We start from the raw sequence: 21497 nt of genomic DNA on the forward strand, positions 1-21497 counted from the left end.
CTCGAAAGACAGTTGCTGTCCCTATTTCTGCCCAGCGTCAGCGCCAGGAGCCGCTCCACTGCCGCATCGCTGGTGCGTCGCGGGGCGGGGGCGTGGCTCACCGAGCAAGCCGTCCAACCGGCGTTCGACGAAACGCCGCCGCCAGCGGCCAACCGTTTGCCCCGTTGTCTTGAACTCCGCGGCCACGGTATGGTTGGTCTTGCCTGCGGCGCAGGCGAGCACAATCCGTGCACGGCGCGCCAGGCCTGCGCCATGACTTAAACTCAGGACATTAGGAGCTAGAAGAGATCTCATCCAAAAGAGCTGATACAGTCGATTCTGTCGAGAACTGATCACGTACCCTTCGAATCCCAGCATCGGATAGCTGGTGCCAAAGGGCATGATCGAAAGCAAGCCTAGTTAGAGCGTCCGCGATAGAAATTGCATTCTGTTGTGGGATAAGCACTCCAGCACCACCATCAAGTAGTTCAGAAATTCCCCCCGTAGTGGTGGCGATAACCGGAACTCCCGCTGCCATCGCTTCCATAAGGAAAACTGGAATTCCCTCATAATCTTTAGAAGTCTCGAGACTGGACAGGAGTGCAATATCCCAGCGTCGCTCGTGGAGTTGCTTCAGAAGCTCCTTATGGTCAATCCATCCGGGAAAATGTACACAGTCCGATAGGCCAAGTGCTTTAGCATAGCTCTCCATTTTCACCTTCAATGGCCCATTTCCCGCACAGCAGAGCGAAATCTTCACCCCAACTCTCCTGAGTTGTGCGACTGCCTCGAGCGCATAGCGATGCCCCTTTTGCTCATCGAACCGGGCACCTACCAGCACTCGCAGTGGTTGCTGTGGTTTACGTTCTCCATCTGTATGAAGTGGGAGGGCAGCAACGCCCATGTGGATGACCCGTACCTTATGTTGATACTCCCCCACATAGGTCCTGAGCTCTTGACTTCCTCTTGCATTGATCGCGCGCACAAACCGCGAGGCCTGTGCCTTCTTTCGGAGAAGATTGTTCTCAGAAATGTCCCAGCGATGAGCGGTAAAACTCCAGGGAATGCCTGAGAAGAGGCTAGCGACCAATGCGACTGTCGCGTTGGTGGACGCAAAGTGAGCATGGATATGAGTGATGCCTTGCTCTCTTGCGATGCGTGCCAGCCATAAGCCCTTAGGATAAACGGCCAGATTTTTAAGAAAAACCCATACATTTCTGCTCGCTGCTAACAGTAACGCGGCGCGATATGACAGTACAGGCGACCTCACAATCTCAATGAAAGTGTTGTAGAGAATGGACAGAGAAAGGATGGGTTCCGCAATGGTAAATTCAATTAAGTGTTCTGCATCCTTGTGAATGACCGCGCGACCGGGTCGAACTGGGACTACGGTGATCCGGTGTCCCCGCCTTTGGAGCTCTAGGATCTCTGGGACGATCCATGTCTCTTGGGAACTATACGGTAGGGATGTTGTCACATAGATGAGATGCATGTAGCTACGAATGGATCGTCTCTGAATGGGACTTCGCACGCTCCGCGGCCGAACAGAGCAGAGCTCGATAAACAGAGAGGTTCGCATCGACAACTTGGTCGAGTGAGAACTCAGTAACTGCAATTTCACGCCCGCGATTGCCCATCGACCTTCTGAGAAGCGAATTGCCAATGAGCTGCGCTAGCGCTTCAGCCAAGGCTTCAATGTCGCCTACTGGGACAATCAGACCGTTTTGACCATGGTGGACAGCCTCAAGGCATCCAGGAGTTTCTGTGGCAACAGCAGGACGACCAACAGCCGCAGCTTCTTGGAGAATGCGAGGCACACCTTCGCCATAGCACGAAGGCAGGCAGACAATGTGACTTTGAGCAATTACCGTAGGCATGTCGAATTGGTATCCTAGCCATTCAATATCTCCAGCGTCATTCCAGTGTTTGAGGGTGTCCGTTGGGATGGCTGATGGATGGTCGCGATCAGGCTCACCAACCAATACAAAGCGAGCCTTGATCCCTCGGGCACGAATTACTTGGGCTGCAGATACAAAATCCTTTACACCTTTTGTCCATAATAGACGAGAAGCCATCAAAACCACTGGCAGTCCATCTGGTTCCGCCTCTGGCAGGAACAATGACAGATCCACGCCGCTCCCTTTAATAAGGACGACGTGATCGCTTGAAAGATTGAATCTTGAGAGCAGAAAATCGCGATCAGCTGAGTTCTGCACTATGACGCGATGGTTCTCGTGCTGAAGAGCAAACCGAAGTGCGACAGTGACAAGCGGTCGTAAGACATGCGCTTTAATAGTGTGGGTACAGAAAAGGTATCCGAATCCATAGAAAGTGTTGATTACTACTGGCACACCGACAACTCGTGCTGCAATGCCACCATAGAGTACGGGCTGTATGCACATGTGATGTACTACGGTCGGCCTTAGTCGTAGGTAAAGCTGCAGCAGGCTGACCCAGTAGCGTATTTGATCAACAAGTCCCGTGCTCATACGCTGGAGATGGATAATGTGAACAATAACGCCCTGGCTAGCGATATCCTCTAAGCCTGGCTCCTGCGGGAGTGCGACATGAACGTCATACCCGGCCTCCTGTACTTTACGAACAAGCTCCATTCGGTATCTCAAAAAATCGTCGACCTGGTTACTGACAAAAAGAAGTCGCGGCACACCTTCAGTTATCCTCATGTGCGATCCCTCGCATAACCAAGAACTGAAGACGCTTTATTGGATTAAAAGCAAGGTTCGCGAGTCCAACAGTAAGTTGGTTCGGATACCAACGAGCTAGTCCCAACTTAAGGTACTGTCTTTGATAGGAGGCCAGTTTCGATGATGGATCGTACCTGACTCCCCATTTTTGCATGAACAATCGATTACGACTTTCCCACATCACCGCATCCCAGCGAAACTTGTAAAGCGGGATATCGTGAACTTCCAAAGGAGGAGGTGCTGCATACGTGACTGCCGAGTTCGGTTCAAGAAAAACGTCCAATCCATTCTTCCTGAGTGTCAGTCCTAGATCTACATCGAACGGTTCCACATCATCTTGAAAGATCTCGATGTCTTTGAAGCGTTGACGATCAATAAGAATGCAGTGACACTCTGGGTAGTCGGTGCGTTTGCGGCGTATTCCTGAGTACAAGATTCTATGCCGGAATATGACCAACCCATCTTGTTCTCGTTCTTCAAACGTACAGCCAGCAGCGTGGATACGCCCATACCACCATATCAATGGCATAACTACTGCTGCGCCTTCTTCTTGCATGCACTGAAGCAAGGGGGAAAGCCAATTCTTGTGGACAATCGTATCGTTCTCCAGGACAACACAAAATCTTTCGGTTGCTTTTCGTAGCGCGATATTACGTGCTTCACCTTGCATCAACAGTCGGTCAACAAGCACTACGCTCAAGTTATCTTTTTGTCGCTCAAGTTGACGGAGGTACTCTTGAGTCCTGATATCAGTGGCTCCAGTAACAACGATAACTCGAAATGGGACGTCTGTGTGGGTGTAGAGCGCCTTAAGGCATTTTGGAAACGCGCTGAACCGATCGCGTGGGACAACTAGTATATCAATGCTCTCAGACGATGTTAGTCGTTCCATAAGAGTCAGGATCCATTTGATTATTCTAAGTTCAGGTGAAGCAATTTCTTAGGATCCCCGTTGCGCGACAGAGACTATTGCTAAACTCAGACAAGTGCGCTTGGTCTGGTCATCCGGCTCGTTACAGCGGGTATCAGTGAGGCGGAATGGCTGGCGTCCCGCTCTATCAATACGGTTGTGGATAGCTGAAAGTGTTGGGAGTTCAGCTGTAACCAGAATGGGCCGAGAGCTGTGCAGTCAGGTGACCATCCGGCGGCGGCTAAGCCAACACTCTGTGGGAAGACAATCATGGAAAAGAGCAACGATTCGGAGGACCTACGGACAGTCGCAGCATAGAGTGGCATGCATTCGTCATTGACAAACTCCAGCAGGGCCATCCCCGAAGGGCATGCTCTCCCCCCGGCTATATTGATCTCGAGCAACTACCTAGACCTGAATACTTATAAATGAAATTAGGGAACGTGTAAAGGGGAGTATACTGCTCCCCTCTAAGGCAAGAGACGCCTGAACTGAGTAGACTGTGGCTGATCTACTGACCCGTGTGCAAATTCAGGGTCAGTGTGCAAATTCAGGGTCAGGTCTTGTTCCGTGCATTTCCATCATCCGCATCTCATCGGCCAACTCTGGCAGCCATGGCGAAGTGGAAGAAATAGCGGTCGAGTGAGGCCAAGTCACTCCCATAGAGTTTCCCGCCGAGCATCGCGTCGCACAGCAGCTCTCGTGCTCGGGCGAGCTCTTTTCGCCGACCTTTCCATTGTTCTTCCTCGATCGCCAAATCCAGCGTTTCCAGGTCGCGGTATTGTACGCGTTTATCATTTTGTGGTCCATCATTCCATTCAGGATCAAGTTCTCTGCTTTTCAGGCGTTCAGAACCAGATTATAGTGCCCACATGGAATCAATCAAATACATCTATTGGCAGGATGAAAACCGCCGGCTCGGCTACCTGCAGGACTACCCCGACTACTGGACCCAGGGAAAATCGCTGGAAGACCTGCAAGCCCACCTTCGCGCTCTGTACCTTGATCTCACCAGCGGCGAATCTCCGGCGTCCGGAAGCTCGCTGAGCTGACTCTCCGGTGAAGCGCAAAGACCTCATTCGACAGCTTGAAGCCAACGGCACGTTACCGATTCGCTGCAACGGCCAGCCGGAATCCCAACGCGTGGAGGAGGGCCTTGAGGCTTCGGAATTCTGGATTGCCGCGTTCTGAGAGCATCCTATAGAGGCTCTCGCGATTGAGCTTCGCTTTTTCGGCGAGTTGTGCCACGCCTCCTTGCGCCTCGGCGACGTGTCGTAATGCCAACAGGAACAGCTCTGGATCGTTCTCCTCCAACGCGGCATTCAAATATTCTTCAGATTCCCGTGGATCTCGCAAGTTCTCGATGAGATCTGGCTGATAGGCCTTACTCTTTTTCATGGTCGACTCTTGTATTCGCTCCAATACCATTGTGCTGTTTCGATATCCTTGGACTGTGTATGCTTATCGGCCTCCGCAGAGAAGCAGGACGATCGTTGTGCCTTCTTGTCCAAAATACACTCGATAACCAGGACCATAATCGATACGGAGTTCTTATACGCCGTTGCCTACCGTACGGCATCGCCGAAGTTGCCCACACTGACTCGGTCTAACCGGACTCGAATCTTCGCACGCGCCTTTTGGTCCCGTAAGGAATTCAGCCATTCATTAAAAGGCTCGCGACCTTCTGCCGTGACATAGATCCGAAGCTCTTTCGGAGTGGCCTCCACGGGAGAAGTGTAGCTTATAAGCTACTTTCTGACAAGAGCCATTTCTGTTCCCGCCCACCCTTGCATCTCCTTCTTTCACCCCCGTAGAATGAAGGCCTTCTAGCCTAACTCCTTGGCTTTCTTGTTGGTTTGAGCCAGTTTAAGAAAGGGGATCAGGCCGGCGTGAAGATCGAGTATTCCAAAGGTGAGCGGGCGTCAAAAGAACTCATCCTATTGAATCGCCAACAATTTGAAACCGCCAGCGGCCGGAAGATGAAGGTCATGCTGATCTTCCCGCCTGATTGGTTCCCCTCGGAACCCTATCTTTCGCTTCCCTCTCTTACCGCCGTCCTCCGTCAGGCCGGCCACACGGTGATTCAAAAAGACATCAACTGTGAGATGTGGGACTGGTACTTCAGCGAGGATTTTCTGAAGAAGGTACTGCGCCGGGTGCCGCAACAGCTCGATCGGTTGCGAAAGCTTTCAAAGAAGCGAGAGCTGAGCGAAGCCGAGATGGATTTGCAGCTGGCACTCTGCGACGTGACCCATCAACGGATGGCAAAGTTGATCCAAAATGCCGAAGAGGCGAAGCGCGTAATTCGAAGTGAGCAATTCTATGATATCGATAAGTTAGAATGGGCTCTTCAAGTCTTTCGCGAAGTGATGTCTGTCATTTCAATGGTCTATTTTCCAGCGAGAATCTGCATGCCGCCGATGGAGACGGACCTCTCGTACAAGGTCTATGTCTCGTCCGAAATCATGGACGCGGTGAACGATACGCAGGTTAATATCTATCGCGACGTCTTCGATCATTTAGTGAAGCCGGCGATCGAGCGAGAGCAGCCGGACGTGATCGGGATCTCGATCGTCTTGCAGCAGCAGATGTTTTCCACCATGACGTTCTGTGCCCTCATCAAACAGCACTTTCCCCACATCCATGTCACGATCGGCGGGAATACGGTGACCCGCTTGCGCGATGTGCTGCCCCAGTCGCAACTATTCCAGTACTTCGATAGCGCCGTGGTGTATGAAGGGGAGACGGCGTTTGTGCAGCTAGTGTCGGCGGTGGGGGCGAAGCGCAGCCTGGCCGACGTCCCCAATACCATCTATAAGGACGAGACCGGCGTCCATACCTCGCCGACCAGTTATGCGGAGGATCTCGCGACGCTGCCGCCGCCGGATTTCGAGGGTTTGCCGCTGGAGAAATACTTCGTGCCGACGAGGATTTTGCCCTATCTGGCGACGCGAGGTTGCTACTGGGGGCGCTGTGAGTTCTGCGATCACGGGGAAGGTTACACGGCCGGCTATCGGTCGAAGAAAATCCAGGATATTCTCGCCGACATTCAGTTTCTGCGTGACAAATACGGTGTGACGCATTTTCACTTCACCGACGAGTCTTATCCACCCGCCTTGTTCCGCAAGCTCACACGCGGTCTTATTGAAGCCCAGATGGGGATCACTTGGACGACGCACATGCGGTTTGAAAAGAGCCTACTCGATGAGCAGGTCTGGCAGGATGCGAAGGAGTCGGGCTGCCGCTATCTCCATTTTGGCTACGAGTCCGGCGTGGAGCGAGTGCTGCAACTGATGGATAAGGCGACGACGACCGAAGTGATGACGAAGCACTTGAAGCTTACGGCCGAGGCGGGGATTTGGAATCATTGCATGGGCTTCTTCGGTTTTCCCGGTGAGACCAAGGAAGAGGCCTGGCAGTCGGTGCAGTTCCTGGAGGCGAACAAAGACCGTGTCCATTCACTGGGGTTCGGGACGTTCGATCTTGGACGCCACAATCCGGTGGCGAAGCATCCGGAGAAGTGGGGCGTGACGGCCTACAAGAATCCGGAGTGGGACCTGGCGCTGGACTATTACTACACGGTCAAGAACGGGATGAGCATCGAAGAGGCCGAGCGGGTGTTCGAACAATTCGAACGGAATCATCACCCCGGCTGGGATCTGCGGCTCTACACGCGCGAATATATCTTTCTCTATATCTCACGATTTGGTTTAAGCAAGTTGCCGGATCTGCAGCATCAATCCGTTAAGACGTCTGGAGTAGTGCCCACCCTGGCGGGGAAAATGTGATGAGTCGTTGTTCGCATCTCGCGAGATACGCCCTTCACCAACGACGCTTCACGAAAGCAGAGCATGGATAACTTGGTTCAAATAGATGGATTGGCCCCGCTGAAGAGCAGCGACCGCAAAAAGTCAAAGGTCATGCTGTTGTTCCCGCCTGAGTGGGTCCCGACGGCCCCGTACCTGGCGTTGCCGTCGTTGACGGCCGTGCTGCGTGAAGCGGGGCATACGGTCATTCAACGCGATATCAATATCGGGATGTGGGATCACTTCTTCAGCATGGACTTTCTGATCTGGGTGAAGGCCCGGTTGGGGATGCAGCTCAAATCGTTACAAGACAAGGAGAAGGTGGGGCTTCTCGGACTTCTGACTGAACGCGACATGGATCAGAAGGCGGTGGTTGAGGAGGCCTATGACATCGATGTGTTTGATCTGGCCGAACGGGTGGAAGACGCCAAGCGGATCGTGCGGGGGGAGCGGTTCTACGATGCGGAATTGTTAGAGGGAGCGCTGAATACGTTCCGCGAGACCATGGCCTACATCTCCTCCGCCTACTATCCTGCCTCGCTCGTCTTCTACCCGATGGAAAGCAATCTCGGTTATCGCCCCGGTGTCTCGAACGAAGTCTTCGCCTGTTTGGACGATGAGCAGGTGAACGTCTATCGGGATCTCTGCAATCAATTGATCATGCCTGAAGTCGCCAAAGAAAAGCCCGATGTGATCGGGATTTCCATCGGGACACAGATGCAGCTGCTGGCCGGCCTGACCTTCGCCAAGATGATCAAGGAGACGTTTCCGCAGATCCATCTCGTCGTGGGCGGCAATGTGATTACTCGACTACATGAAGACCTTGTGCATCACGAACGATTTTTCACGGAGGTGTTCGACTCGGCTATCCTGTATGAGGGTGAGCATGCCTTGGTATGGTTGATCGAAGCCTTGAATGGGCAGCGACCGATCGCCTCGGTGCCCAACTTGATCTATCGGGATAATGCAGGTCTCCATCGAAATCCTGAAGTCTATACGGAGAAGACGACGGCGCTCCCCTTGCCGGACTTCGATGGAATGCCGATGGATCGCTACTTCGTCCCGGAATTGATCCTTCCCTATCTGGCGACGCGCGGTTGTTACTGGGGCCGCTGCACCTTCTGCGACCATGGTCAGGGCTACTTCGACCAGTATCGGGGGATGCCGGCTCAGCTGGTGATCGATCAGATCAAAGCGCTGCGTGATAAGTACCACTGTCGCCATTTTCTGTTTTCCGATGAGTCCTATCCGCCGGCCCTGTTCAAGAAGGTCTCTCAGCTGCTCGTGGATCAAGACGTCGGGATCAAGTGGACGACGCTCATTCGGTTTGAAGAGACGCTGCAAGACCAGGCGACGTGGGATCTCGCGGCCAAGGCCGGCTGCTGCACGCTCTATTACGGGATGGAATCGGCGAATGAACGCGTCTTGAACCTCATGGACAAGCACGCCAAGAAAAGCGTGATCCAGCGTAATCTTCAGATGGCGGCGAAGGCCGGAATTTGGAACCATGTGATGGCCTTCTACGGGTTTCCAGGCGAAACATATGAAGAAGCGATGGAAACGCGCCAGTTTGTCCTGGAGAACCAGCCGGTGATTCACTCACTGGAACTGTTCTACTTCGTGGCCTACCGCCACACCCCGATGGTGCGTCATCCGGAGAAGTTCGGCATCACGATCCACAAGCAGGAGGAGTACGATCTCCCGCTGGATTACTACTACACCTTGAATGATCCCCATTCGCTCTCGTGTCTTGAGGCCATGCAGCTCTGCGAAGAATTTTACAAGCAGGATTTTCACCCCTGGGCCGTTCGGGTAAACTCACGCGAGCATGTCTTTCTGTATATCTCCAAGTTCGGGACGAACCAATTGCCGCAGATCTATGCGCGGCAGACACAGTCGGTGGGGTCTACCGACGGGGTTTCAGGCTTGATCACTTGGCCTGTCGCGTCGCAGGGCGACGAAGGAATGTCGCGCGTGACAAGCCACGATGCCGGGTGGGCGTGAGGATCATGCGCAAGCGGACGGATGCACTCCCGTTCTTCGACGAATGGAAGGCGGCGTTGAGGATTACGGCCCGGAGTCGTCGGGAACAAAGACCGCTGAAATCAGTGCATAGGCGGCCTCAACCGTCCGAGTCATCTCCTCGGCTTTCCGATACTGTTGCATGTATTGCGTTGGGTTGTTGGTGAGGCCGGCATAGCGTGCAGGGTTCCAGTTGTAGAGTTGGACTCGCTTCGCCCGTTCCAGATCTTCGGTGGTGATGGGAAGTGTGAGGTCCAGAATCTCCAGCGCATGGGCGACGTCCTGCTCGGTGATGCGATCCATGGGCGAAGTGTGCCAAAGAGAAGGAGACCTGTCAAACGATCACGGTCGTTGGCTCGGATGCGAGTTGGTTCTCAGGTGTGATCCAGACGAGTTCGGGAGTGACCATGGCTGAACAACGGTCCCTAAAGTTCTATCAGGCTGATGTCTTTACCTCTCAACCGTTCGGGGGCAATCCTGTCGCGGTATTTCCCGACGCCGACGGCCTGGCGGACGACGAACTCCAACAGATTGCCCGGGAGATGAATCTATCGGAGACGGTGTTCGTCTTTCCGCCGACCGATCCCGCTGCCGTGGCCAGATTGCGGATCTTCACCCCCACCCAGGAAATACCCTTTGCCGGCCATCCGGTGTTGGGGACGTTCTATGTGCTGGCTCAGCTTGGAAGGATTTCCATTCAAGAACCCGTCACCCATGTCACGCAGGAATGTAATATCGGTTTGTTTTCCGTCGAATTGCATGCGGAACAGAGCCGTGTGGTACGGGTCGTCATGTCCCAACCTAAACCGGAATTTCTCGACCCGGTCGATGCCCTCGATGATGTCTATTTGGTCGGTGGAGCCCTCGGCTTGCCAAAACACGTCATCGCCGATACGAAATGGCCCCTCCAAGTCGTGTCGACCGGCTTGCCGGTCTTGATCGTGCCCGTGCGGACGTTGACGGCCGTGCGATCCATTACCCCTGATGCCTCGGCCATCATCAATGTCTGTGAACGGTTCGGCGCCAACGGCATCATGGTCTTCACGACGGTGACCGTTGAATCGTTCGCCTCCGTCCACACGAGGATGTTTGCGCCCAAGATCGGCATTCTGGAGGATCCCGCAACGGGCAGTGCCGGCGGCGCACTGGGTGCCTACCTGGTTCACAATGGCGTCGTAGAAGTCGGACCGACCACCGACATTCTCATCGAACAAGGCTACGAGATCGACCGGCCCTCTCGGATTCTCGTCCAAGTAGAATCGGACGACGATGTGATTCAAGGTGTGAAGGTCGGCGGGCATTGTGTGATGGTGGTGGAAGGGGTGTTGAGGTTTTGAAACGGCGAGTCTCCCGTGCTCGCGCGACGCGCACAGGACTGATCAAATGTTTATCAGATCGGGCTGTGCTCGTCGCATGCGCGCAGTTGGAGACCAATTGGCCTTCCTTTTTAGCTTGGACAAAGAGACGGGCGTTCTTTCTGTCGCCTGCAAGCATTCCAAAACTTTATGTGTGAGGGGAGAGTGAAAAGATGAAGGCGGTACTGTTTCGTGAGCATGGGGGGCCGGATAAGCTCTCGTACGAAGAGATGCCGATGCCGCAGATCGGTCCGCAAGACGTGTTGATTCGGGTCAAGGCCTGCGCGTTGAACCATCTGGATTTGTGGGTGAGGCAGGGGAGTCCCGCCTATGCCGTTCCCTTCCCCCATGTGGGAGGTTCGGATGTTTCGGGCATCGTCGAACGAGTCGGTGCTCACGTGGAGGGCATCGTGATCGGAACGCCGGTCTTTGTATCACCGGGCATCAGTTGTTGGAATTGCGAGTTCTGCTTGGCCGGTCGGGACAATATGTGTCGGACCTATCATCTCCTTGGCGCCAAGGTGCATGGCGGCTATGCCGAGTATGTGAAGGTCCCGTTTCGCAATGTGCTTCCGATTCCCGACAATATCACCTTTGAACAGGCCGCGGCATTTCCGCTCGTGTCCATCACGGCGTCCCACATGCTGTTCGCCTTGGCGCGGCTCCAGCCTGGAGAAACGGTGCTCGTGATGGGAGCGGGAAGCGGCGTCGGGATGATGGCCGTTCAGATGGCCAAGCTGGCCGGAGCGCGTGTGATCACGACAGTCGGTTCGGAAGACAAGATTCCCAAAGCCGTTGTCTTGGGAGCCGATGCCGTCATCGATCACTCCAAGGAAAAAGTCTCGGAACGGGTCAAGTTACTCACGGAAGGGCGAGGCGTCGATGTGGTGGTGGAACATATCGGACCGGACGTATGGGACAGTTGTCTGGCATCGCTCGCAAAGGGCGGTCGGTTGATTACGTGCGGTGCGACGACAGGCGGAGAGGTCCAGCTCAACTTGCGCTCGGTGTTTTCCCGCCAGCTGACGATCAAAGGATCCTATATGGGTACGCGGGCAGAACTGGTGAAAGCCGCGGAATTGATCGGCCAAAAGAGGTTGATCGCCGTGGTCGACCGTACATTTCCGCTTCGGGACGCCCGCGCCGCTCACGCATTGATGGCGAGCCGGAAGTTTTTCGGGAAGATTGTGCTTGTGTGTTGAGTGCCCGCGCCGGCTGCCTTTTTGAGCATTCTTGCCTATCTGTGCTACTCTAGCGCGCATCAGATTAAGCGTGGCCGGCGCTTTCTCACTCATGGTTCACTGAAGAAAGGAGCAAGAGCATGTCCACCGTCGCGAAGATCATGAACAAGAAACCCAGGAGCGTAGGGCCGAAAACGTCGATTGCCAGCGCCGCCAAGACGATGCGTGCGGCGCGGGTAGGATCGCTTTTCGTGAAAAAAGGTCGGCAATTGGTCGGGGTGGTGACGGATACCGACATCGTTCGACGTGCCGTGGCGAGTGGAAAACCATTGGGCAAACTAACCGTCGAGAAGATCATGACGACGCCGATTTGCACGATCGAGGGGAGTCAGCCGGTCGATGACGCGCAGGATATGATGGCCGACCTGGGTGTACGACATCTCGGCGTCACGAGCAACGGGGAAATCTCCGGTGTCGTCTCCGTGCGCGACCTGCTGCTGCACTACAAGCGGTACGCCCAGTCGAAGATTTCGACCGATGTGAGTTACTCGGAACCGAAGATCTCACAGGATTAAAGCAGAGATTCTGAGTGACGAACACTCAGGGTTCGGAACATTACTTTGAGAGTTGTTGAATCACGTGGCCCAGCTCCGGAAGAATGAGCTTTTCCATCGCGAGACGAACGGCGTCTTCCGAGCCGGGCGTGGAAAAAAGGACGCGGCCTTTGATCACCCCGGCGGTCGCCCGGCTCATGATCGCTGGGGAGCCGATGTCTTGATAGGTCAGCAGCCGAAAAATTTCGCCGAATCCCGCAAGCCGTTTCTCCAACATGGCATCCACCGCTTCGAACGTGGAATCACGCCGAGAAATGCCGGTTCCGCCGTTGATGATGATGGCCTGCACTGCGTCGTGGACCGTACCTCTGGCGATCCACAGCTGAATCTGCGCCGGGTCGTCTTTCACGAGATGATACCCAACTACCCTATGGCCTCGTTCTTCAAGGAGCTTGCGAATCAGCTGACCGCTGGTATCCGTGTCAGGCGTGCGGGTATCGCTACAGGTAATGACCATGCACCCGATTGAAGCGGGTGCATGGGCTTTATGTTCGTGAGGGCTCGGTGTAGTCATACGTCTAGAGACATGCTATCAGCCATCCGCTTCAGCGATCAAGCGTTCGGTTCACCGGATCGTTCGAGCCGCACTCGACGGCCGGTCATGCCCATGCGGAATCCGGATTCAGTTTAGCCGCCGGTGTTCCTTTGGCGATATGTTCATCCAGGATCGTGGCCACGTCCGCCTCAGTGACCTTGGCGTACCAGGTGTTGTCGGGATAGACGACGACCGTCGGCCCCTGTTCGCAGGGACCGAGGCAGCCTGTCGCGCTCACCAGTACTTCTCCCGGCGGAACGGACCTTTGCATCAATCCCATGTTGAATGCCATCAACAGCTGTGCGGCACCGGCCGACCCACAAGAGGGTTTGGGGTGGCCCGGAGGACGGGAATTGGTACAGACAAGAATATGATATTTGGGTTTTGGCATAGTCTCCTCAATAAAGATCGACATGGAACATGTAGCTATGGCACCTATCGTGGACGATACGACTCCCACTCCTGGATCACGTCATCCGGAAACTTCCATTGTTTGAGCCCTTTCAACACCCAGTCCAGGTAATGGTCTTTGGGTTTGAACTTCCCGATCGGGGTCGCGGCGTAGGTGGTGACGAGTTCTTTTTCTCCTCCGGCGGTCGAAACGGTGACCTGGAGGTGGCGGTAGGCTCCCTGTGGGACATCTTGCTCGAACTGGTCCATGAGCTTCACGTCTTCGTCCGTGAGGTCAAACACCGCGCCCCAAGTCTTCTCACCCTGTGACGGCACGATACTCGCGAGGCCACAGCGCCATTGTGACGACCATCGGCAAAATTTGACGGTGTGGTCCGGCAAAGTCGCCAGGTAAAGAAATTTGTGTTCCGGGGCCCGCCGTGTGAGTTGCGAGGGATTAAGGAGATCACCGTACAAGAAAAACTTCATGCACCGTACTCATTCTGCGCTCGATCGCCGCGAAGCCTGCTCGTACTTGTAACACACCGGCTTTTCGCCAGACAAGCGCCCTCATCCATGCTCCCGTTCACGGCTACATTGACATGGCATCAGGGCCTTTCTAAGATGCCATGCCATTGTCGCGTTCCACAGGGCTCCTCGATTCGATTGGCCAACAATGAGACGACCATCGTCATGACCGACAGCAGTCCCTTCACGAGATCGCCCGGCACCCACGTCATCCAGTATGCAGCCGTTGCGGTCTTGCTGCTGGGGGTGCTCTACTATGCATGGACCACGTTGTCGCCGGCCACTCCGTCACGAGACGAGCGGGAGGCTGAGGCGTTGGCCATGGTACAGAATCATCCGGCGATCGGGCATCCTACGATCCTGCAAGCCATGAACGAGCATGTTCGTGGCATGAAGGATCGCGGACAGGGGGTTCGGCTCGGGGAATGGCGGGTCAAACGAGTCGATGGAAACATCTATGAGATTCGCATCCAACTTCGGGATCAGAGCGTGCGCGGCCAATGGTTCGAACGGGAGTTTATTTGGCATGCCCACCTTGATCTGAAGAAGGTCAATGCCGCTTCTCTTCCGGCGGATGGAGTCACGCCGAAAGCATCCGATGTCGATCAGCAAACTGTTCCTCCGCGTTCCGGTCCGTCACAAAGTTAGACTGGGCCTCTGAGCGCCGGAGGGACGGCGATCTGAACTTCGTTGCCTCGGATCCGAACCTCGCAACGAGCGACCTGAAAGTTCGGATTACCGACGCGTTCCCCTGAGATGACGCTGAATTGCCAGCCATGCCAGGGGCATTCGACCACCGACTCGCAGAGTTTTCCTTCTCCGAGCGGGCCGCCCGCGTGCGGACAGGTATTGTCGATCGCGTAAAACGCTCCGTCCACGTTGAAGACCGCGATCCAGATCCCATCGACTTCCACGGTGCGTCCCGTGCCGGGTGGGATCTCGTGCGTGAAGGCCACTCTGACGAAATCGTTCATCATCGTCCGCGCTCCTTTGGATTGCTGTAGCCGGTATCAGAAGGACACTTGCTTGATTTCAACGCCCCCTTATGGCATAGAACTACCATCGTGTAGTCCTGCCCCACGGATACACTGCATGGCCGCTGTGGAGGCCCGTTTGGGGATGAGGTTCCTGCATGGAAATGACCCTCCTGCTCAACGCGACCTATGAACCCCTGCGGGTCGTACACTGGCAAAAAGCGATCGCGCTTCTCTGGCAAGGAAAAGTCGAAGTCTTGGAAGTCTATGACCGGGAAATCCACGGGATTTCGCTGTCGATCAAGCTTCCGGCGGTCATGCGGTTGCTCAAGCTGGTGAAATTGAAAGACAGTCATCGTGCCGTCAAGTTTTCCCGGATCAATATTTTTACGCGAGACGGGTACTGCTGCCAATACTGTAGCCACAGGTTCCGGACGGAAGAACTGACCTTTGACCATGTCGTGCCCATCGCCAAGGGCGGGAAAAAGACATGGGAAAACATCGTGACCGCCTGTTGGCGGTGCAACAATCGGAAGAGCGGGCGCACGCCGGAAGAGGCCGGCATGAAATTAAAGAAGCGGCCCGTGAAACCTCGATGGAGCCCCGTCATTACCATCACCATCGGCATTCGCAACACGCCGGAAAGTTGGCGCGATTATCTCTACTGGAACATGGAGCTGGACGCCGATCCGGCCGACACGTAGCATTCGATCCTGCGTAACTCACCGTCAGCCACACAGGAAATCCTTTCCACTGCTGAGCGCCGTGCATTATAGCGGCGGACCGATCAAAGGTGAAACGAGTTGGGAGTCTCGAAATCCCCCTTGCATGATGGAGGGCTCTTCTCGGATACTGAACCATCCAGTCGAATAGGAGTCTTGTCATGGCTGCCAATCCCGGTTTTCCCTTGGTCTTGGACGTCAAAGGTTGGCCGGTTCTGGTGATCGGCGGCGACGAGGAAGCGTCGGAAAAAACACAACGCCTGCTCGAATCCGGTGCGAGGGTCACGGTCATCAGTCCGACGCTGAATGAACCGTTGCGTCGGCTGGCGGCCTCCGGAAAAATCATTCATCGTGGACGCCATTTCCGTGAAACGGATCTCGAACATGTCATCCTCATTCTCAATACCATTCGAGGGGACCGCGATTTTGCACGGATGCTGCAGGCGAACGCCCGGGAAAAGCGGGTGCTGCTCTGGTCGGTCGACTACCCGGAGGCCAGCAGTGTGACGATGCCGGCCGTCGTGGCGGCTGGGCATGCGCGCGTTGCGATCAGTACGAGCGGGGTAGCCCCGGCGCTTTCAGGATTCATAAAAGAGGATCTGGAGCACATCCTCGATGCCGAGTTCATCGAATTCGTCGAGTGGCTCGGGCAACTGCGTGAACAAGCCAAGGCCAATGAGCCGGATGCTGAAAAGCGGCGGGCTCTGCTCCGTGACGCGTTGGACGGTTTCCGTTTTCTCGGTAAGGTGCGCTATCCCAAGGTCTGGTCGGAACGACGGTCTCAGGGGGTGACGAGTGCACAGCCTGATGCCGCACAACAATAGGAGTGATGATGGTCCTACTGGAATTCAGCATGTCCCCGTTGGGGAAGGGCGAGAGCGTCGGAAAATACGTGGCCCGTTCCCTCGATATCATCGATAAGAGCGGAGTCGCCTATCGATTGAACCCGATGGGAACGGTGTTGGAAGGTGAATGGGAAGACGTGTTCTCCGTGGTGCAGCAATGTTATGAACGGATGAAGAAGGATTGCAACCGTATTTCCTGCACGATCAAAGTGGACTACCGCAAGGGCTACAGTGGACGCTTGCAGAGTAAGGTGGCCAGTGTTGAAAAGACACTCAAACGGTCGGTCCGACAATAGAAGGACATACTCTTGACGCTTTCCTGGGGAATCCACCTCACGACCCAGGAAGGCAAGCTCTTTCGGCATGTCCCACCGACAGTCCCACTTTTGAACGGTTTTCCCCCACGGACGAAAGGGGGCACATCCTTGTATTGCAAAGCTCATGGGGCGCCGATATACTCGCCGAGCCATACGTGATCTCCGTCTAGAGAATTGTGCGAGTGATCAAATCCGGGGCGCCTTCGCGGTCCTCGGTCGGCGTCATGGCAATCCGCCCAAAGCACCACGCTCAGTGCTGTCCATGATCCTGTCATTTTAGGGGATGATGCCATGACAAGCAGCACGCTGGACATCGTCGAGACCAAGTCCCTCTCGAACATTGAACTGTTTCCCAAGGATCGAACGATTCTCGATCAGGGCGCGATGGTGTTTCGCCCGTTCGGTTTGGATGAAGAGGGACAGACGATCCGAGACCTCAGCGGAGTCAGTATCAGAGCCGTCACGGTTTTTCTGGAGAAGTTGGTGTCGTCAGACAGAGGAGTGTCGGCCGGCAAGGAAGCGGTCGAGCAGTTGTGCCGCCTCTTGAATGACCGCATCAAGGACCCCGTCTATCACGTGACCCCGGAATTTCTGAAGAATCCCTGGAACAGCTATTCATACGAATTTACCTCCTATCTGTATGAGTTCTGCGAACAAATCTCGGGGGATCCTCGGTTTGCGTTCAAAGCCGGGGCGGAGAAGGTGTCTCCCATCATGCTGGCCCTCACGCGTCCTTTTTCCCTCTCGCAGATTTACACGATGTTTCCCTACTTCGGGAATAAGTTTACGTCCGGGTCTGTCGAGTTCCGAGTCGCGCAAGTCACGAGCAACACGGCGGCGGTCGGGATGCGATTTACCGACCGGACGCTGCGGCAATTCGGACCGTACCGCAGACGGTGCGCTTGTCTGGTCTGTCAGTCCGCACAGGGCATCATGGTGGCCATGGCTGATCGCATTCACGGCCTCTCTCAGGCGGAAGCGGTCGAGACGTCCTGTATCGGCAATGATGATGAATGGTGCCAGTGGACGATCCGATGGCAGAATGAGAGCCGGTATCGGAAGCGGTTCTGGCCAGGGACTTCACGTCGTGAACCGACCCGTCCGATGCAACCGAGCGGCGAGTCAGTCGTCGGTATAGAGCCGTCTCAAGATACCCATCGAGCGACAGCGAGCCGTATCGAGACGTCTCCCCATGCCCGGCAGAGTTTTACGTGGTTCCTCTGGGGTGGAGTGGCGGGCTTGGTTCTCATGGCGGGAGTCGGAGTGTTCAATCCGACCGTCAGCCTCGGGGAAGCGTTGTTGGTCGGATTATCTCCGATGCTGGTCGTCGGTATCATGGTCAATCGCCGGCTGCTTCGTGAAAGCGAACGGCGCGAGGCCTTGATTCAGGAGCAAATTACTTTCGTCGAAGCTCGTCACGAGGAATTGCGCGAAGCATATCTGGAGCAGGAGCAGATGCGGGTGGAGTTGCGCAGAAAAATCGCCCAACTCACGGCGTTGCATCGAGCCGGGTTGTCGTTCAACTCGACGTTTGAACGGGATGCGCTGCTCCATCAGGTGTTGGAAGCCCTGACGCACGAGCTCAGCTACAACAGTGCCATGGTGTCCATGTTCGACCCCTGTGAGAACACGGTCCAACATATCCGTCTGATCGGCGCTCCTCCGGAGGTCGAAACCTTCGCCCGGTCCTGTCGGATTCCGATCACCGATCGAGAGAGTCCCGAGGGGACGGTGGTCCAGCAAGGCCGCCCCCTCTTGGTCAAAGACATCGAGTCGATACGGAGCCGTCTCCATCCCCTGAATCAACGCTTGGCCGAATTGAGCGGAACCAAAGCCTTGGTGGTGGTTCCCATCAAGACCAAAGACCGTATCTGGGGCATGTTGACGGTCGATCGTTCGCACAATCAAAGCGTGACGGAAGACGATTTGGAGCTGATGACGACCGTCGCCAGTCAAGTCTCCATCGCGTTGGACAATGCGTCAGCCTATCAGCAGATCGAAGAGTGGAATCAAGGGTTGGAGGTCAAGGTCAAAGAGCGCACCGAAGCGCTGGAGCGGGCCGACCGTTTGCGTGCCCAATTCCTCTCCCATGTGTCCCATGAGCTGAGAACCCCGCTCACATCCATCAAGGGGTTTATTCAGAACCTGTTGGATGGACTGACCGGCCCGCTGAACGACAAACAGCAGCGGTATCTCGTGCGCATGTCGGAAAACTCGGATCGGCTGGTTCGCATGATCGAGGATCTCCTTGATCGCACCCGTATCGAGACGGGGCGCTTGGAAGTACATCCGGCCGATGTCGAGCTCGAACCTTGTCTCGCCGACGTGATCGAGCAACTGAAGCCGTTGGCTCAGGCAAAACAGCAATCCCTGGAATTCCATTGTGCTGAGACCGACGTTGTCGTCTGGGCGGATCGCGATCGTTTGATTCAGACGGTCGTGAATCTGGTGCAAAACGCCATCAAGTTCACGCCGCCGGGCGGAACCGTGTCGGTCGCTTGCGAATTGACGAACGACCGCACGGCGACCGTTCTCGTTCGGGACACGGGGCCCGGTATTGCCCCGGAATGTCTGGATAAGATTTTCGATCCGTTCTTCCGCGTCCAGCAGGGCCAGCGCTCGGCTCCCAAAGGGTTAGGACTAGGTCTGTCGATCGTCAAAACACTGGTGGAGCTGCAAGGAGGGGAGGTGGCGGCTCGTAACCGTCCGAATGGCGGCGCAGAACTGTCCTTTACGATCCCGATCCATGCCGTGAAGGTACTCCCGTTGCTAGAGTCCCATCTTGTGGGCCAACAGGTTCTGGTGGTGGATGACGATCTCGACATCCAGCAACTGCTTCAAGATCGATTGAAGGCGGGAGGGTACCAGACATACTCGGCGTTCGATGGGCACCAAGCGCTGGCCATGCTCCACTCACAGGAGTTCGACGGGATGATTCTGGACATTGGCATCGGTCAGATCGACGGCCTGGAGGTGCTTCGACGAGTACGTCTGACGAATCCACACCTTCCTATCATCATGATCACGGCGTCGGGATCGCAAGAACTCGCGGTGAAGGCGATCGGGTTGGGAGCCCAAGCCTATCTGCTCAAACCGTTCGACGCGGGCCAGCTTCAGCAGACCATGGATCGGTGGTTCCGACGTGCATGACCGTCACCATGTGATCGGTCCATGCAACCGCGGGGCCGTCAGGAAGATCCGAAAGCAGTTCATATCCAGACATTCCATCATATGCGGGTTCTCCCTGCTGGTGATTTTTGTCACCGCCGCCTGGCATTCCACGCCCACGTTCGCTCAGGTTCCCCGCATTCAAGGACAGGGGGCGGCTGCATCCGGGATGGGCAACGCCTTCGCTGCCCAGGCCGACAATCCGTCTGCGTTGCATTACAATCCGGCTGGGATGACGCAGCTTCGTGGCGTGCAGATCATGGCGGGGGGGCTGCTCGTCGGTGGACCGCTCGACCATCGAAGTCCGGACGGTACTGCGACGGCAGGTGATCACGATGGCGTTGTCGCGTGGCCTCCTCCCGCTCATAACTACATTACGGCAAATCTCCAAGGCCTTGGTATCCCGCTGCTCGAGAAGCTCACGGTCGGGTTGGGGGTGACCACGCCGTTCGGTTCAGCAACAAGGTGGCCAAGCACGAGTCCTTTCAGTGCCATCACCACATTCAGCGCATTGCCGTTGTTCGATATCAAGCCGACGTTCGCGTATCAACTTCTTCCGGATTTTTCGATCGGCGCAGGTGTGGACATCTATACCTTTTCCGGTCTTTTCGGGGAAGGCCATGCCGAATTCCAAAGGATCCTCCCCCCCGGGAATACGGTTGAATTGAATGGGAAAGACACAGCTCTCGGCTTTAACGTCGGTACGTTGTACACGGCGTTGCGGAATGGAGATGGATTGCCGATCGTGAACGTTGCGGTCGTCTACCGAAGCCAGGCGACGCTCCATTTGGACGGAGTGCAGTTGCTCAACGGCGTGAAGGTTCAGGATACCACGACGACCTTTGTCCTGCCTCAAGTCATCACCGGTGGGATCGCGATGTGGCCGGTTCGGAATGCTGAACGCGAATGGAAGCTCGAATTGAACGTCGACTATATCGGCTGGAAATCGGTCAGAAACTTAGATCTTCGGCGACCTGATGGAACGGTCTTTCTTCAACAACCACAGAATTGGAAAAGCACCTACGCCGTTTTGATCGGAACGGAGTATCGATGGCTGAAGATGGATCGGCTGCCCGGGTGGGAGGTCGCTGTGCGGGGCGGCTATTCGAACCTGCAAACACAAGTCCCTGACTCCACCTTCAACCCAGCGATCCCATCGGCCGATCTTCATATTGTTTCAACGGGAGTTGGTTTCCTCTGTAGGGAAAAGGGATCGCTCTTTGGATTCGTGGCATGTGGACATCTTGGAATCGGCTCAATAAAGACGAAAACCATCGGTGTGGACCTGTCGTACCAGGTGTCACTCTACGAACCCAGGACTGTTGAGGGGAATACCGGGCCGCGAGCGGGAGTCAACGGGTTCTACGAAAATACGGCGCACACTGGCGGACTCTCCGTCCGCATCGGCTTCTAACCAAGGTCCGTGTATCTCACATCGTATGGTAT

At 55.4% G+C, this 21497-nt stretch carries 21 protein-coding genes; 12 read left to right on the forward strand and 9 right to left on the reverse strand.

The features are described from left to right. Window positions 1-271 precede the first annotated feature (271 nt). The 3 genes from A4E19_21280 to A4E19_21290 are packed head-to-tail and all read right to left on the reverse strand — an operon-like array spanning window position 272 to window position 3576. On the reverse strand, window positions 272-1471 hold the full coding sequence (locus A4E19_21280) for a hypothetical protein (protein OQW36762.1): 1200 nt from the start codon (window positions 1469-1471) through the stop codon (window positions 272-274). A gap of 4 nt (window positions 1472-1475) precedes the next feature. After that, a complete protein-coding gene (locus tag A4E19_21285) occupies window positions 1476-2663 on the reverse strand; it encodes a hypothetical protein (protein ID OQW36763.1) in 1188 nt (395 codons plus the stop codon). Then, window positions 2650-3576, reverse strand: coding sequence for a hypothetical protein (locus tag A4E19_21290; GenBank protein OQW36764.1), 927 nt, complete (start codon window positions 3574-3576; stop codon window positions 2650-2652). Before A4E19_21290 ends, A4E19_21285 begins: the two co-directional genes overlap by 14 nt. 890 nt (window positions 3577-4466) lie before the next feature. Here A4E19_21290 and A4E19_21295 point away from each other — a divergent pair. Next, window positions 4467-4646 (forward strand): hypothetical protein, encoded by a 180-nt coding sequence (locus A4E19_21295; GenBank protein OQW36765.1) that lies wholly within the window; start codon window positions 4467-4469, stop codon window positions 4644-4646. A 52-nt stretch (window positions 4647-4698) separates the two neighbouring features. On the opposite strand, the gene A4E19_21300 is transcribed toward A4E19_21295, so the two are convergent. After that, the gene (locus A4E19_21300; protein ID OQW36793.1) at window positions 4699-4992 is read right to left on the reverse strand and encodes a transcriptional regulator; all 294 of its coding nucleotides are present in this window, start codon (window positions 4990-4992) and stop codon (window positions 4699-4701) included. A gap of 491 nt (window positions 4993-5483) precedes the next feature. Between A4E19_21300 and A4E19_21305 the strand changes: the two genes are divergently transcribed. Beyond that, window positions 5484-7382, forward strand: a complete 1899-nt coding sequence (locus tag A4E19_21305; protein ID OQW36766.1) for a B12-binding domain-containing radical SAM protein — start codon at window positions 5484-5486, stop codon at window positions 7380-7382. 63 nt (window positions 7383-7445) lie between these two features. Then, complete coding sequence (locus A4E19_21310) at window positions 7446-9404, forward strand: B12-binding domain-containing radical SAM protein (GenBank protein ID OQW36767.1); 1959 nt, start codon at window positions 7446-7448, stop codon at window positions 9402-9404. Window positions 9405-9467: 63 nt separating this feature from the next. Here the strand turns inward: A4E19_21310 and A4E19_21315 are convergent, their stop codons facing one another. Continuing rightward, entirely contained in the window at window positions 9468-9716 is a 249-nt protein-coding gene (locus A4E19_21315) for a hypothetical protein (protein OQW36794.1), read from the reverse strand. Window positions 9717-9829: 113 nt separating this feature from the next. Between A4E19_21315 and A4E19_21320 the strand changes: the two genes are divergently transcribed. The 3 genes from A4E19_21320 (at window position 9830) to A4E19_21330 (ending at window position 12533) form a co-directional block, all read left to right on the forward strand. Continuing rightward, a complete protein-coding gene (locus tag A4E19_21320; protein OQW36768.1) occupies window positions 9830-10759 on the forward strand; it encodes a phenazine biosynthesis protein in 930 nt (309 codons plus the stop codon). A gap of 191 nt (window positions 10760-10950) precedes the next feature. Continuing rightward, complete coding sequence (locus tag A4E19_21325; GenBank protein ID OQW36769.1) at window positions 10951-11979, forward strand: alcohol dehydrogenase; 1029 nt, start codon at window positions 10951-10953, stop codon at window positions 11977-11979. A gap of 119 nt (window positions 11980-12098) precedes the next feature. After that, a complete protein-coding gene (locus tag A4E19_21330; protein OQW36770.1) occupies window positions 12099-12533 on the forward strand; it encodes a hypothetical protein in 435 nt (144 codons plus the stop codon). 40 nt (window positions 12534-12573) lie between these two features. On the opposite strand, the gene A4E19_21335 is transcribed toward A4E19_21330, so the two are convergent. From A4E19_21335 to A4E19_21345, 3 genes are all read right to left on the reverse strand, one after another. After that, window positions 12574-13086, reverse strand: coding sequence for a molybdenum cofactor biosynthesis protein (locus A4E19_21335; GenBank protein ID OQW36771.1), 513 nt, complete (start codon window positions 13084-13086; stop codon window positions 12574-12576). Window positions 13087-13171: 85 nt separating this feature from the next. After that, window positions 13172-13498: a ferredoxin gene (locus tag A4E19_21340; GenBank protein ID OQW36772.1), complete on the reverse strand. Its 327-nt coding sequence runs from the start codon at window positions 13496-13498 to the stop codon at window positions 13172-13174. 44 nt (window positions 13499-13542) lie between these two features. Next, entirely contained in the window at window positions 13543-13986 is a 444-nt protein-coding gene (locus tag A4E19_21345) for a hypothetical protein (GenBank protein ID OQW36773.1), read from the reverse strand. Window positions 13987-14190: 204 nt separating this feature from the next. Between A4E19_21345 and A4E19_21350 the strand changes: the two genes are divergently transcribed. Further along, a complete protein-coding gene (locus A4E19_21350; GenBank protein OQW36774.1) occupies window positions 14191-14673 on the forward strand; it encodes a hypothetical protein in 483 nt (160 codons plus the stop codon). On the opposite strand, the gene A4E19_21355 is transcribed toward A4E19_21350, so the two are convergent. Further along, window positions 14670-14999, reverse strand: a complete 330-nt coding sequence (locus A4E19_21355) for a nitrite reductase (GenBank protein OQW36795.1) — start codon at window positions 14997-14999, stop codon at window positions 14670-14672. The two genes, A4E19_21350 and A4E19_21355, sit on opposite strands and share 4 nt — an antisense overlap. A gap of 158 nt (window positions 15000-15157) precedes the next feature. On the opposite strand from A4E19_21355, the gene A4E19_21360 reads away from it, so the two are divergent. The 5 genes from A4E19_21360 (at window position 15158) to A4E19_21380 (ending at window position 21465) form a co-directional block, all read left to right on the forward strand. After that, window positions 15158-15703 (forward strand): HNH endonuclease, encoded by a 546-nt coding sequence (locus tag A4E19_21360; GenBank protein OQW36775.1) that lies wholly within the window; start codon window positions 15158-15160, stop codon window positions 15701-15703. A 179-nt stretch (window positions 15704-15882) separates the two neighbouring features. Further along, a complete protein-coding gene (locus tag A4E19_21365) occupies window positions 15883-16545 on the forward strand; it encodes a siroheme synthase (protein ID OQW36776.1) in 663 nt (220 codons plus the stop codon). An 8-nt stretch (window positions 16546-16553) separates the two neighbouring features. Further along, window positions 16554-16862 (forward strand): hypothetical protein, encoded by a 309-nt coding sequence (locus tag A4E19_21370; GenBank protein OQW36777.1) that lies wholly within the window; start codon window positions 16554-16556, stop codon window positions 16860-16862. Between the two features lie 312 nt (window positions 16863-17174). Then, window positions 17175-20033 carry a hypothetical protein gene (locus tag A4E19_21375; protein ID OQW36778.1) on the forward strand — a complete coding sequence of 953 codons (2859 nt, stop codon included), beginning with the start codon at window positions 17175-17177 and terminating at the stop codon, window positions 20031-20033. Beyond that, window positions 20026-21465: a hypothetical protein gene (locus A4E19_21380; protein OQW36779.1), complete on the forward strand. Its 1440-nt coding sequence runs from the start codon at window positions 20026-20028 to the stop codon at window positions 21463-21465. Before A4E19_21375 ends, A4E19_21380 begins: the two co-directional genes overlap by 8 nt. Window positions 21466-21497: the final 32 nt, after the last annotated feature.

It is taken from the genome of Nitrospira sp. SG-bin1 (assembly GCA_002083365.1).
In the GTDB taxonomy this organism is placed as follows: domain Bacteria; phylum Nitrospirota; class Nitrospiria; order Nitrospirales; family Nitrospiraceae; genus Nitrospira_D.